The 13,542-nt window shown below is 69.0% G+C and carries 12 protein-coding genes; all 12 read left to right on the forward strand.

The window, feature by feature from the left end:
* Positions 1 to 533 (forward strand): flagellar hook-length control protein FliK (gene fliK / locus MYL53_RS14015; RefSeq protein ID WP_247854569.1); only part of this gene is annotated, 533 nt, incomplete at its 5' end.
* A complete protein-coding gene (locus MYL53_RS14020; RefSeq protein WP_247854570.1) occupies positions 530 to 835 on the forward strand; it encodes an EscU/YscU/HrcU family type III secretion system export apparatus switch protein in 306 nt (101 codons plus the stop codon). The genes fliK and MYL53_RS14020, both read left to right, overlap by 4 nt.
* A gap of 259 nt (positions 836 to 1,094) precedes the next feature.
* On the forward strand, positions 1,095 to 1,427 hold the full coding sequence (gene flhD, locus MYL53_RS14025) for a flagellar transcriptional regulator FlhD (RefSeq protein WP_247854571.1): 333 nt from the start codon (positions 1,095 to 1,097) through the stop codon (positions 1,425 to 1,427).
* Positions 1,417 to 2,001: a flagellar transcriptional regulator FlhC gene (flhC, locus tag MYL53_RS14030; RefSeq protein WP_247854572.1), complete on the forward strand. Its 585-nt coding sequence runs from the start codon at positions 1,417 to 1,419 to the stop codon at positions 1,999 to 2,001. Before flhD ends, flhC begins: the two co-directional genes overlap by 11 nt.
* 132 nt (positions 2,002 to 2,133) lie before the next feature.
* Positions 2,134 to 3,006 carry a flagellar motor stator protein MotA gene (gene motA / locus MYL53_RS14035; protein ID WP_247854573.1) on the forward strand — a complete coding sequence of 291 codons (873 nt, stop codon included), beginning with the start codon at positions 2,134 to 2,136 and terminating at the stop codon, positions 3,004 to 3,006.
* Positions 3,003 to 3,962: a flagellar motor protein MotB gene (gene motB / locus MYL53_RS14040; protein WP_247854574.1), complete on the forward strand. Its 960-nt coding sequence runs from the start codon at positions 3,003 to 3,005 to the stop codon at positions 3,960 to 3,962. The genes motA and motB overlap by 4 nt, the downstream gene beginning before the upstream one ends.
* A 31-nt stretch (positions 3,963 to 3,993) precedes the next feature.
* The gene (locus MYL53_RS14045; RefSeq protein WP_247854575.1) at positions 3,994 to 6,342 is read left to right on the forward strand and encodes a chemotaxis protein CheW; all 2,349 of its coding nucleotides are present in this window, start codon (positions 3,994 to 3,996) and stop codon (positions 6,340 to 6,342) included.
* Entirely contained in the window at positions 6,339 to 6,836 is a 498-nt protein-coding gene (gene cheW / locus MYL53_RS14050; protein WP_247854576.1) for a chemotaxis protein CheW, read from the forward strand. Before MYL53_RS14045 ends, cheW begins: the two co-directional genes overlap by 4 nt.
* A 119-nt stretch (positions 6,837 to 6,955) precedes the next feature.
* Entirely contained in the window at positions 6,956 to 8,575 is a 1,620-nt protein-coding gene (locus tag MYL53_RS14055; protein WP_247854577.1) for a methyl-accepting chemotaxis protein, read from the forward strand.
* 59 nt (positions 8,576 to 8,634) lie between these two features.
* Complete coding sequence (locus tag MYL53_RS17285) at positions 8,635 to 10,356, forward strand: methyl-accepting chemotaxis protein (protein WP_345740382.1); 1,722 nt, start codon at positions 8,635 to 8,637, stop codon at positions 10,354 to 10,356.
* A 61-nt stretch (positions 10,357 to 10,417) separates the two neighbouring features.
* Positions 10,418 to 12,598 carry a methyl-accepting chemotaxis protein gene (locus tag MYL53_RS14070; RefSeq protein WP_247854578.1) on the forward strand — a complete coding sequence of 727 codons (2,181 nt, stop codon included), beginning with the start codon at positions 10,418 to 10,420 and terminating at the stop codon, positions 12,596 to 12,598.
* A gap of 19 nt (positions 12,599 to 12,617) precedes the next feature.
* On the forward strand, positions 12,618 to 13,472 hold the full coding sequence (gene cheR / locus MYL53_RS14075; protein ID WP_247854737.1) for a protein-glutamate O-methyltransferase CheR: 855 nt from the start codon (positions 12,618 to 12,620) through the stop codon (positions 13,470 to 13,472).
* Positions 13,473 to 13,542 lie beyond the last annotated feature (70 nt).

Genomic DNA, 13,542 nt, shown 5'->3' on the forward strand with positions numbered 1-13,542 from the left:
CAGCCGGCGTGCCGGTGGGTAGCGAGGCGTCGGCGGCGTCTTCGCGCGGGGCGGTCACGGCCGAGGCCGCGCGGGCCGCCGCCCAGCTCGGCGAGGCGACGCAGGCCGAGGCGCGTCGCGAGCCGGTCGCCGACGGCCTGCAGCATCTGGTGCGCCACCAGCTGGAGATGCTGGCCACGCCCCAGCTGCGCTGGGAGGGCGACGTCTGGTCGGGGCTGTTCATGGCGCTGGCGATCCAGCTGCCCCAGGGGCGGCGCGACGAGCGTCAGGAGAGCGAGGAGAGTGGCGGTTCGCGGCGCGACGAGTCGAACGGCTGGCGTTCGCGGCTGACGCTGGACGTCGCCGGCCTCGGGCCGCTGGATGTCTCGCTTTGGATGCGCGAGGTGCGCCTGGATATCGACGTGCAGGTGCCGGGCGCGGACGTGCGCTCACGGCTGGAAGACGGCCTGGAAACGCTGCGCCACCGCCTGGCGGGGCACGGTTTCGATGACGTGCGCCTGCGCCTGACGCTGGCCAGGGAGGTGGATTCATGAGCGAGCGAGCCCGCGAGCCGCGCCGCCAGGCGGTGGCGCTGGCCTATCAGGAGGCCAGGGGCGCGCCGCGAGTGGTGGCCCAGGGCTACGGCGAACTGGCCGGGCGTATCGTCGAGGAGGCCCGGCGGCAGGGCGTCTACGTGCACGACTCGCCTGAGCTGGTCGGGCTGCTGATGCAGCTCGATCTGGACGAGGAGATTCCGCCGCGTCTGTATCAGGTGATCGCCGAGCTGCTGGTCTGGGTGCGCGAGATGGCCGAGTCGTCCGGCGATCCCGAGGGGCGCCAAGGCGTCAAGAAATAGCGGCTTTCTTGAGCGTTCAATCAACGATCCTGCCCCGTCTCAAGATGATGACTTTCTAGCACTTTTGTCTGACATTGATCTGAGTCAATGGTATTGCGCCGTTAAGCGTTAGAGACTACACGTTGAAGAAGCCCGCCGATGTGGGCAGTGTTACGAAAATGAAAACAAGGGGCGCTACGCTGCCGCTGTGCAGCGACAGTCGCCACCGTGAACGCGGCGTAAGACCGTGACGTGGAAATGCCAATAAAAGCAGGGAACTATGAAAACCAATCCGCATGTCGCCGAGATTCGCGAGCTGAATCTCGGCTATCTTCTGCTCGCCCAGCGGTTGCTGAACCATGACAGGGCCGAGGCCATGTTCCGGCTCAAGATCGATGACGAGATGGCCGACCTGCTGGTCTCGCTGAACGTTCAGCAGCTCTCCCGCCTGGCCAACACCAACCAGCTGATGTGCCACTTCGGTGCCGAGAGCGCCGACCAGCTGCGTCAGGTCGTCGATAACCCCCGCGACCAGGGGCTCGCCCACATTCACTCCTCGCTGCTGATGGCCTCGCGCTCGATGCCGGCGGAAGGAGGCGATCATGTCGGCTAAGAGCCTGCTGGAAGAGCTGGAGCAGGTGCAGCTCGCCATCGACCTGATCGAGCTGGGCGCCCGCCTTCAGGTGCTCGAGACCGAGACCGACCTCAGCCGCGCGCGGCTGATCCGGCTGTTCAAGGAAGTGCGCGGCATGTCGCCGCCCAAGGGCATGCTGCCGTTCTCCACGGACTGGTTCATCACCTGGATGCCCAACGTCCACTCCTCGCTGTTCTACAACATCTATCAGCGCCTGCTGGTGGATCTCGGCTGCGGTCGCATGGAGGCCTTCATCAAGGCCTATCGGCTGTATCTGGAGCAGGTGGAGATCGACGGCGCCGAGGCCGTGCTGGGCCTGACCCGCGCCTGGACCCTGGTGCGCTTCTTCGAGAGCGACCAGCTGCAGCTCTCCGAGTGCGGCCGCTGCCATGGCCACTTCGTGGCCCACGCCCATAGCCCCGCCCACGACTACGTCTGCGGGATCTGTCAGCCGCCCTCCCGGGCCGGCAAGACCCGCAAGTCGCGCGCCAAGCCGGCCGCCGCCAAGGCGATGGCCGCCGTCGAGCCGCCCATCGCCGCTCGCCAGGCCTGACGCCGTCTCGCCGGGGTGGAAGTCTTCCGCCCCGGCGCCAACTTTCTCGCCCGCCGCCCTCAAGTCCCCGCGCCTATCGGCCGATAGCCTTCGTCAGAAACGTCATTCACGTGTCGGCGAAGGAACTCGCTTGTGCTGATCCCCCTTGGTTATCTGGTCGTCCTGCTGTCGGTCTTCGGTGGCTTCGTGCTGGCCGGCGGCCACCTCGGCCCGCTGTTCCAGCCCACCGAGCTGCTGATGATCGGCGGCGGCGGTCTCGGCGCCTTCATCGCGGCCAACAACGGCAAGGCGCTCAAGGCGTCGCTGCGCATCCTGCCCCGGCTGCGCCGCTCCAAGAAGTACGACAAGGCGCTGTACATGGAGCTGATGGCGCTGCAGTACAAGATCCTCACCAAGATCCGCCGCGACGGCATGCTCGGCATCGAGCGCGATATCGACAATCCCCAGGACAGCGCGCTGTTCAACGAGCATCCCAAGGTGCTCGCCGATCCGACGATCATGACCTTCCTGACCGACTACCTGCGGCTGATGATCAGCGGCAGCATGGATCCGATGGAGATCGACGAGCTGATGCTCCACGAGATCGAGGCCTTCGAGCAGGAGGCGCACATCCCCGCCGACGCCATCCACAAGGCCGGCGACGCCATGCCGGCCTTCGGTATCGTCGCCGCGGTGATGGGCGTGGTGAAGGCGCTCAGCACCTCCAACGCCGATCCCGAGCAGATGGGCGTGATGATCGCCCACGCGCTGGTCGGCACCTTCCTCGGCATCCTGCTCGGCTACGGCTTCATCATGCCGCTGTCGAGCCGCATCGAGCGCCAGGCCAAGGAGGTCGAGAAGGTACTGCAGTGCATGCGGGTGACGCTGCTGGCCAGCCTGCACGGCTACGCGCCCCAGCTGGCGGTGGAATTCGGCCGCAAGGCGCTGCACAGCCAGGAGCGCCCCGGCTTTAGCGAGCTCGAGGAGTACGTGCGTGAATCCAAGGCGGGTGTGGGGAGCGCATGAGCCAGGGGGACAACCGCCGGCGGATCATCATTCGGCGCAAGAAGGTCGTCAAGGGCCACCACGGCGGCAGCTGGAAGATCGCCCTGGCGGACTTCATGACCGCCCTGATGGCGCTGTTCCTGGTGATGTGGATCCTCTCCACCTCGAGCCGCGAGCAGCGCGAGGGCGTGGCCCAGTACTTCAGCACCCCGCTGGTGGCGGCGATCACCAGCGGCGACCGGGCGGCGGTGAGCGAGAACGTGATTCCCGGTGGCGGGCCGGACCCGACCTATCAGGACGGCGAGCGTGCGCGCATCGACCTGCGCCAGCAGACCCGCCCCAGCGAGCGGCAGCGGCGCGCCTTTCGCGACCTGCAGCGGCGCATCGAGGCGGCGATCCAGGCCGACCCGGACCTCAAGGAGCTGCGCGACCAGCTGCGCTTCGACATGACCCCCGAGGGGCTGCGCATCCAGCTGCTCGACACCGAGCAGCGGCCGATGTTCGAGCTCGGCAGCGCCCGGGTGGCGCCCTACATGCGCGACCTGCTGCGCCTGATCGCGCCGCTGCTCAACGAACTGGACAACGATCTCAGCATCAGCGGCCACACCGACAGCCTGGCCTATCTCAACGGCCATCGCGGCTACGGCAACTGGGAGCTGTCCACCGCCCGCGCCAACGCCTCGCGCCGCGAGCTGGTGGCCGGCGGCCTGGACGCCGACAAGCTGCTGCGGGTGGCGGGCTTCGCCGATCAGGTGACGATGCCCGACACCGTGCCCAGCGACCCGATCAACCGCCGCATCGAGCTGCTGGTGCTGTTCGAGGCCGTGGCCGAACGCATCCGCTCGCCGCGGGTGGTCGACGGCATCGGCCTGCCATCGACGCTGGGGGGCGGCCGCGAGTCGTCGCCCGCCGAGTCGCCGATGGAGCGTTTCAACCAACGACTCAACGAGGCCCTGGGCCCGGCATCATCGCCCTGAGAGGCGCCATACATCCTGGGTAGAGAACCGCATGGATATCACCGATTTCTATGACACCTTCTTCGAGGAGGCCGAGGAGCTGCTGGCCGACATGGAGCGCCATCTCCTCGAGCTCGACGTCGATGATCCGGACGCCGAGCAGCTCAACGCCATCTTCCGGGCGGCGCACTCGATCAAGGGCGGCGCCGGCACCTTCGGCTTCGACGTCCTTCAGCAGACCACGCATCTGCTGGAGAACCTGCTGGATCACACCCGCCAGGGCGAGCTGACGCTGCGCCGCGACATCGTCGACACCTTTCTGGAAACCAAGGACATGCTGCACGACCAGATGGACGCCTATCGCAACGGCGAGGAGCCCGACCAGGAGGCCTTCGCTCGCATCTGCGAGACCCTCAAGCGCCTGGCGCTGGAGGAGATCGGCCAGTCGCTGGACGGCGGCGAGCCCGCCCCCAAGGCCGCCGAGCCCGCCCCGGAGCCCGCCCCTGAGACCCAGCCGACGCCCGCCGAGGCGCCCATCGCCGAGGGCGAGAGCCGCCTGACGGTCTCCCTGCTCAACGTTGGCGACGAGAATCGCGCCCTGCTGATCGAGGAGCTCGAGCAGCTCGGCACCGTCGAGGCGCAGTCGGGCGATGCGGCCTGCTATCGGGTGACGCTTTCCACCTCGGTCGGCGCCGAGGACATCGAGGCGGTGATGTGCTTCATCGTCGAGCCCGATCAGCTGAAGGTGGAGGCCGCAGAGCCATCGGCCGCCGCCCCGGCGGACGGCAGCAGCCGGCTGACCGTGTCGCTGCTCAACGTCGGCGACAAGGATCGCGCCCTGCTGATCGAGGAGCTCGAGCAGCTCGGCAGCGTCGAGGCGCAGTCGGGCGACGAGGCCTGCTATCGGGTGACGCTGTCCACCTCGGTCGGCGCCGAGGACATCGAGGCGGTGATGGGCTTCATCGTCGAGCCCGACCAGCTGAAGATCGAGCGGGAGACCGAGTCGGCGCCCGCGCCCACGGCACCGGCTGCCTCCGAGACGCCGGCGGCGGCCGAGCCGGAAGGCTCCGGCCAGGACGCGCCGCTGCCGGCGGCGAAGCCCAAGGCAGAGAAGGCCAAGGCGGCGAAAGCCGACAAGCCCAAGCCGAAGGCCAAGTCCGGTGGCGAGTCCTCCTCGATCCGCGTCTCGGTGGAGAAGGTCGACCAGATCATCAACCTGGTCGGCGAGCTGATCATCACCCAGTCGATGCTCGACCAGACCGTCAGCGAACTCGACAACGTCAACCACAGCGGCCTGCACAACGGCATGAACCTGCTGCAGCGCAACGCCCGCGACCTGCAGGAAGCGGTGATGTCGGTGCGCATGATCCCCATGGACTTCGTGTTCAGCCGCTTCCCCCGCGTGGTGCGCGAGACCGCCGGCAAGCTGGGCAAGGACATCGAGCTGGTCACCGAGGGTGCGGCCACCGAGCTCGACAAGAGCCTGACCGAGCGCATCATCGACCCGCTGACCCACCTGGTGCGCAACAGCCTGGACCACGGCATCGAGGCGCCGGACGCCCGCGAGGCCGCCGGCAAGCCGCGCACCGGCAAGCTGACCCTCTCGGCCAAGCACCAGGGCGGCAACATCCTGATCGAGGTGATCGACGACGGCGGCGGCCTCAACCGCGAGAAGATCCTGGCCAAGGCGCGGGAGAGCGAGCTCAACGTCTCCGACAGCATGAGCGACGACGAGGTCTGGCAGCTGATCTTCGCGCCCGGCTTCTCCACCGCCCAGGAGGTCAGCGACGTCTCCGGCCGCGGCGTCGGCATGGACGTGGTCAAGCGCAACATCCAGGGCATGGGCGGCAACGTCCAGATCATGTCCACGCCCGGCGAGGGCACCACCATCCGCATCGTGCTGCCGCTGACCCTGGCGATCCTCGACGGCATGTCGATCAAGGTCGGCGCGGAAGTGTTCATCCTGCCGCTGTCCGCGGTGCTGGAGTCCCTTCAGCCGAGCCCCGACGACCTCTACGCCATGGCCGGCGACGACGTGGTGCTCAAGGTGCGCGACGAATACCTGCCGGTGGTGCCGGTGCACGAGGCGCTGGACGTCACCGGCGCGCGCACCGAGCTGGCCGAGACCATCGCCGTGATCGTCCAGGGCGAGGGGCGTCGCTACGCGCTGCTGGTGGACGAACTGGTCGGCCAGCAGCAGGTGGTGGTGAAGAACCTCGAGACCAACTATCGCAAGGTGCCCGGCGTGTCCGCGGCCACCATTCTCGGCGACGGCAGCGTGGCGCTGATCCTCGACATCACCGACCTGCACCGCCTCAACCGAGCCAAGAAAGAAGCCCGGCGCGACTCCCGCACGACCGCGCCCACGACCCCGAATCCCAAGGAGGTAGAGCCGTCATGACCATCGAGACAACCGACGCCGCCCTGGCCGCCACCGAAGCCCAGAACCGCGAGTTCCTGGTGTTCTCGCTGGGCGACGAGGAATACGCCATCGACATCCTCAAGGTGCAGGAGATCCGCGGCTACGAGAACGTCACCCGCATCGCCAACGCGCCCGAGTTCATCAAGGGCGTGACCAACCTGCGCGGCGTGATCGTGCCGATCGTCGACCTGCGCATCAAGTTCCACCTGGAGAACGTCGAGTACGGTGGCCAGACGGTGGTGATCGTGCTCAACGTCGGCGAGCGCATCGTCGGCATCGTGGTCGACGGCGTCTCCGACGTCATGACCTTGACGCCCGAGCAGATCAAGCCGGCGCCGGAGTTCGGCGTGACCCTGTCCTCCGACTTCCTCAGCGGCCTCGGCAGCCTCGAGGACCGCATGCTGGTGCTGGTCGACATCGACAAGCTGCTGACCAGCCAGGAGATGGCCCTGGTCGACAGCGTCAGCGAGTGAATCGACCCGTCATGAAAAGAGCGCCGGCAAGGCGCCGACAGCGGGATGCCGGGACGGCGTCCCGTTCACCGACAGGGAGCGGAGTCGATAACCACAACGACTCGATCGTGAGGTAGCGCGTGCGCCAGCTGACAACGACAAGAAAACTCTGGGCTTCCCTGGGCATCATCTGGCTCGCCATGGGCCTGATGATGGCCTGGAGCGCCTGGGAGAACCGCCAGACCATGCTGGAGGAGCGCCGTGGCGCTCTCCAGGACACCGTTCACCTGGCCAAGAGCCTGATCGCCGGCCAGGCCGAGCGAGCCGCTTCCGGCGAGATCACGCCGGCCGAGGCCAAGGCCCGGGCCGCGGCGCTGATCAAGGGCATGCAGTACGACGAGGGGCGCGGCTATCTCTACGTCTTCGACGACGACTTCGCGATGATCAGCCACCCGCGCCTGGCCGCGGGCACCGACGTCGGCGATTTCCAGAACGTCGAGGGACGCACCCTGTTCCGCGAGTTCGCCGAGGACGTGGCCAACGACGACGGCTACGTCGACTACCTGTGGCCGCACACCGAGGGCAGCGAGCCGATTCCCAAGTCGTCCTACCACGAGCGCTTCGCGCCCTGGGGCTGGACGATCGGTACCGGCGTCTACATCGACGACGTCGACGCCGCCTTCCTGGCCACCCTGACCCGCTCCCTGATGGCGCTGCTGATCATCGGCGTGCCGGTCAGCCTGCTGATGGGCTGGGTGATCCGCGGCGTGACCCGTGCGCTGGGCGGCGACCCGCGCTATGCCGCGGCCTCGGTGCGGGCCATCGCCGACGGCGACCTGACGCAAACGGTACGCCTGCGCGGCGGCGACGAGCACAGCCTGCTGTTCGACGTCGAGCGCATGCGTCGGGCCCTGGCCGGCACCATCGGCGACATCCATCGCGACAGCGATGCGGTGCACCAGGAGGTGGAGTCGCTGGGCGAGGGCAACGACGAGCTGGCGACGCGCACCGAGCAGCAGGCCGCGGCGCTGGCCGAGACCGCCTCGAGCATGGAGCAGCTGACCACCACCGTGGGCCACAACGCCGAACACGCCGAGCAGGCGCATGCCGTGGCCGGCGAGACCGCCCAGGGCGCCGAGCGCGGGCGCCAGGCGATGGCCGAGGTGGTGAACGCCATCGAGGCGATCAATGCCAGCGCCAGCGAGATGACCGGCATCGTCGACACCATCGATGCGATCGCCTTCCAGACCAACATCCTGGCGCTCAACGCCTCGGTGGAGGCGGCGCGGGCCGGCGAACAGGGCCGCGGCTTCGCCGTGGTGGCCGAGGAGGTGCGCCAGCTGGCCAGCCGCTCGGCCGAGGCGACCGGTGAGATCAAGGCGCTGATCGAGCGCGCCGACGGCCAGGTCGTCGAGGGCAGCCGCCGGGTCAAGGAGACCGACGAGGTGATCGCCGGGATGGTTGCCGACATCCGCCGCCTCACCGGCCTGGTGGCGGAAATCTCCACCGCGACCGGGGAGCAGCGCCAGGGCATCGAGCAGGTCGGCGAGGCGGTCACCCAGATGGATCGCATGACGCAGCAGAACGCGGGCCTGGTCGAGGGCAACAACGACGCCTCGCGGCGGCTGGTGGCACGGGCCCGGCACCTGCGCGAGCGGGTGGCGCACTTCCGCTTCGTGGCGGAAGCCGGCACCGAGGCGCCCGCCGCGCTGCCGGCGGCCGCGCCGTCATCGCGCGAGGCCGAACCGGCCATGGCCTGACGGCGATATTCGTGATTCGGGGCGGCAGGGATCGCCCCTCCAGAAAAAGGGAGTACGTGGTGAGGAAGCTTCTCGACAACATGACCGTGCGGGTCAGCTGGAGCCTGGTGCTGGCGGTGTTCGCCGCGCTGATCCTGGTGCTCAGCGCCCTGGGTCTCTACTCGGTGCGCTACAGCGAGTCGTCGCTGCGCACGCTCAACCAGGTCAACGTGGACCAGCAGTCCACCCTCAACCGCGCCAACTCCCAGATGCTGTTCGCCCAGATGCAGCTGCGCAACCTGCATGCGCGTCTGGCCGAGGCCGTATGGCCGGAGGAGCGGGACGAGGTCAAGCAGGAAGCCGCCGCGCTGAGCGAGACCTTCGACCGGGTCGAGGCGTCCTTCGACGAGTTCCTGGCGCTGCCGACCCAGGAGGGCCAGGCGGCGCTGATCGCGCCGATCGATGAGAGCTTCACCGCGCTGATGAACGATGGGCTGAGGCCCCAGCAGCAGGCCCTGGCCTCGGGCAGCGCCCAGGCCTTCGCCGACCTGAACGATGAGGTCGATCGTCTCACCGCCACCTTCTATGACGACGCCGTCGCCTTCTTCGAGGCCTCGGAGGCCAACGGCGCCGCCCTCTACAGCGGCTTCTTCGACAAGTCCGGCCTGCTGAAGGGGCTGATGATCGGCGCCCTGGTCGTCGCCGCCCTGATCATCGTGCTGGTGCTGTGGGGCGTGACGGTCAACGTCATCCGCCCGCTCGGCCGGCTGGTCGGCTACTTCGAGCGCATGGAGCAGGGCGACCTGTCCCAGGAGATCCCGCGGCTCGGCAACAACGAGATCGGCCGCCTCTACGGCTCGCTGGACAAGATGCAGCAGGGCCTGGCCGAGACGGTGGGCAGCGTGCGGGCCAGCGGCGAGTCGATCTTCGAGGGCTCCCGCAGCATCGCCAGCGGCAACAACGACCTGTCGTCGCGCACCGAGCAGCAGGCGTCATCGCTGCAGGAGACCGCCTCGAGCATGGAGGAGCTGTCCTCCACCGTGGGGCAGAACGCCGACAACGCCCAGCAGGCCAGCCGGCTCGCCGTCGAGGCCACGCGCACCGCCGAGGAGGGCGGCCAGGTGGTCGGCGAGGTGGTCTCGACCATGCACGAGATCCAGGGCAGCTCGCGCCGCGTCGCCGAGATCATCGGCACCATCGACGCCATCGCCTTCCAGACCAACATCCTGGCGCTCAACGCCTCGGTGGAGGCGGCCCGGGCCGGCGAGCACGGTCGCGGCTTCGCGGTGGTGGCCCAGGAGGTGCGCAGCCTGGCCAGCCGCTCGGCGGACGCCGCCAGCGAGATCCGCGGGCTGATCGAGGCCTCGGTGAATCAGGTCGAGGCCGGCACCGAGCGGGTCGACAAGGCCGGCCGGACCATGACCGAGATCGTCGCCGCCGTGCAGCGGGTCAGCGACATCATGGACGAGATCGCCGCCGCCTCCAGCGAGCAGAGCAACGGCATCAGCCAGGTCAACGACGCCGTCACCCAGATGGACCAGGTGACCCAGCAGAACGCCGCCCTGGTGCAGCAGGCGGCCAGCGCCGCCACCCAGCTCGAGGCCGAGGCCGGCCGGCTGCGCGACGCCACCGGGCGCTTCCGCCTGCGCCAGGGCGACGCCTCGGCGAGCCTCGCGCCGCCGGCGGCCCGCCGGCAGGACGCCGACCTGGCGCGCTGGATGCCGTCGCTGGCGTCCGAGGACGCGCCGCGCGCTCGGCAGCGACACGATCAAGGCCAGGACGAGGAGTGGGAGTCGTTCTGACCGCCGCTCCGCATATCGACAATAAATGGCCAGCGCCAAGACACGCCGTAGGGAACAGACGATGAGAAACAACCAGCCGATCACCCAGCGGGAAGTCGTCCTCAAGGACGATCACTTCCTGATCTCGCGCACCGACCTCAAGGGGCGCATCACCTACGCCAACCCGGCCTTCATCGAGGTCAGCGGCTTCCCCCGTGACGAGCTGGTGGGCGCGCCGCACAATCTGGTGCGCCACCCGGATATGCCGCCGGCGGCCTTCCAGGACCTGTGGGACACCCTGGCGGCCGGCGAGACCTGGCACGGCCTGGTCAAGAACCGCTGCAAGAACGGCGACTACTACTGGGTCGACGCCAGCGTCTCGCCGATCGTCGAGGACGGCGAGGTGGTGGGCCACGCCTCCATGCGCACCAAGGCCGATCCGGCCGAGATCGAGCTGGCCGAGGCCGTCTATGCGCGCATGCGCGAGGGCCACAGGACCGGCTATCGCCTCGACAGGGGGCGCCTGGTACGGCGCGGCCTGCGCGGCCGCCTGGCGCGGCTGAACCTGAGCAGCATGCGCGCCAAGCTGGTGGCCATGGTGCTGGTGGCGGGCATGCTGCTGGCGGTGGCCGGCGGCCTGGGGCTGTTCGGCATCGACGATGCCGGCCAGCGCCTGCAGCGCCTGAATCGCGACGGCCTGCAGGATGTGGCGCGGCTGCAGCAGATCGATCAGGTGGTGACCCAGAGCCATCAGGAACTGACCAGCCGCGAGCCGTTCGAGCTGATCAACCAGCGCGACGAGGTGATCGCCGGCCTCGAGCAGGCCGAGACGCGGCTCGACGCGCTGTGGCAGGCGTATCGTGACGGCGGTCGCAACGCGACGTCGGCCGCCGAGGCCTTCGGCGAAGACCTCGCCCACTATCGTCAGGCGGGGCTGGATCATGCCATCGAACTGCTCAACGCCGACGACAACTTCAAGGTGTTCTCGGAGCTTCCGCCCCACGCCAAGGAGATGCGCGACTGGGGCGACGGGCTGTCGACCGAGGTCAACGACCTGATCGCCGCCGAACAGCAGGCGGCCACGGCGCTGGCCGACCAGGCCCAGGCGGCCGAGCGGCGCATGGTGCTGACGCTGGCGGTGATGATGGGGCTCGGGCTGCTGGCGCTGATCGCGCTGGGCTGGCTGCAGCTGCGGGCGCTGATCCGGCCGCTGCGCTCGGCCGAGCAGTTCACCCTGCAGATCGCCTCCGGCAACCTCGCCGCCACCCCGCCGCGCCGGGGCCGGGACGAGGTCGGGCGCATGCTCGGCGCGCTGGAGCTGATGCGCAAGAGCCTGGGCAGCATCGTCGGCGACGTCAGCAAGGGCGTCGAGCGCGTGGCGCCGGCGGCCCGCGATATCGCCTCCGGCAACGAGGAGCTGGCCTCGCGCACCGAGCAGCAGGCCGCCTCGCTGCAGCAGACCGCCTCCAGCATGGAGGAAATGACCACCACGGTGCAGCACAACTCCGACAACGCCCAGCAGGCCAGCGGCCTGGCCTCGGACAACGCCTCCCAGACCGCCGAGACCGGCGAGTTGATGCAGCAGCTGGTGGGCACCATGGGCGAGATCACCACGGGCTCGAAGAAGATGACCGAGATCATCGACGTCATCGACTCGATCGCCTTCCAGACCAACATCCTGGCGCTCAACGCCTCGGTGGAGGCGGCGCGGGCCGGCGAGCAGGGCCGCGGCTTCGCCGTGGTGGCCGGCGAGGTGCGCCAGCTGGCCAGCCGTTCGGCGTCCGCCGCCCAGGAGATCAAGGCGCTGATCGACGGCTCGGCCCGCCAGATCGAGGGCGGCGCGGCGCTGGTCAAGCGCGCCGAGAGCGCGCTGTCCGAGGTGCTCGAGGCCTCGACCCGGGTCAACGACATCATGGGCGAGATCACCTCGGCCTCGACCGAGCAGAGCAACGGCATCGGCCAGATCAACCAGGCGGTGATGGAGATGGATCGGGTGACCCAGCAGAACGCCGAGCGCGTGCAGGCCTCCGCCCAGGCCGCCACCGATCTCGACCAGCAGGCCGCCGATCTGGCCCAGGCCGTGGCCGCCTTCCGCCTACGCGGCGCCGGCATGGAGCGTGCCCCGGCGCTGGCCGAGCGTCGCGGCGCGGCCACGCGCCAGACGCTGCCGGCGGCTGCCGCGTCGCGCGCCGAGGCGCCGGCCCGTCCGACGCAACCCCCCACGGCCCAGGACGCGGCCGTGGAGGAATGGGAGGAATTCTGACGTGACACAGGACCTGCCCATGCCGGGGCCGGGAAGCTGGGCGGGCGTCGGCCAGTTCGAGCGCGACCTCGACCTGACCGACGCCGACTTCGGCCGCATCCGCCAGCTCATCTACCAGCGGGCCGGCATCGTGCTGGCCGAGCACAAGCGGGAGATGGTCTACAGCCGGCTGGCCAAGCGGCTGCGCCATCATGGCCTGACGCGCTTCAGCGACTACCTGGCGCGCCTCGAGCAGCATCCCGATGCCCGCGAGTGGGAGGCCTTCACCAATGCCCTGACCACCAACCTCACGGCCTTCTTCCGCGAGGCGCACCACTTCCCGCTGCTGGCCGAGCACGTGCGCGAGCGGCGCGGGCCGGTACGGGTGTGGAGCGCGGCGGCGTCCACCGGCGAGGAACCCTATTCCATCGCCATGACGCTGACCGAGGCGCTGGGCTCGCGAGCCGGCGACGCCGAGGTGGTGGCCACGGACATCGACACCGAGGCGCTGGAGAAGGCCCGCGCCGGGGTCTATTCGCTGGAGCAGATCCACAAGCTCGACGAGGCGCGCATCAAGCGTTTCTTCCAGCGCGGCCGCGGCGCCCACGAGGGCCTGGCTCGGGTGCGCCCGGAGCTCAAGACGATGGTCGACTTCCGCTCGCTCAACCTGCTGGCGCCTTCCTGGGCGCTGCAGGGGCCCTTCGATGCCATTTTCTGCCGCAACGTGATGATCTACTTCGACAAGCAGACCCAGGCGCGGATCCTCGAGCGCTTCGCCCCGCTGCTCAAGCCCGACGGCCTGCTGTTCGCCGGGCACTCCGAGAACTTTTCCTACACCACCCAGGCCTTCCGGCTGCGGGGGCAGACGGTCTACGTGCGTCAGCCTCGCCCGTGAACGTGCGCTAAAGAACCCGCCGCGCCGGCCGATAGCTTTGCTCATTGGCAGGCGATCGGGCGGCACGTCA

This window comes from Halomonas getboli, from assembly GCF_023094245.1.
GTDB classification, from domain to species: domain Bacteria; phylum Pseudomonadota; class Gammaproteobacteria; order Pseudomonadales; family Halomonadaceae; genus Halomonas; species Halomonas getboli.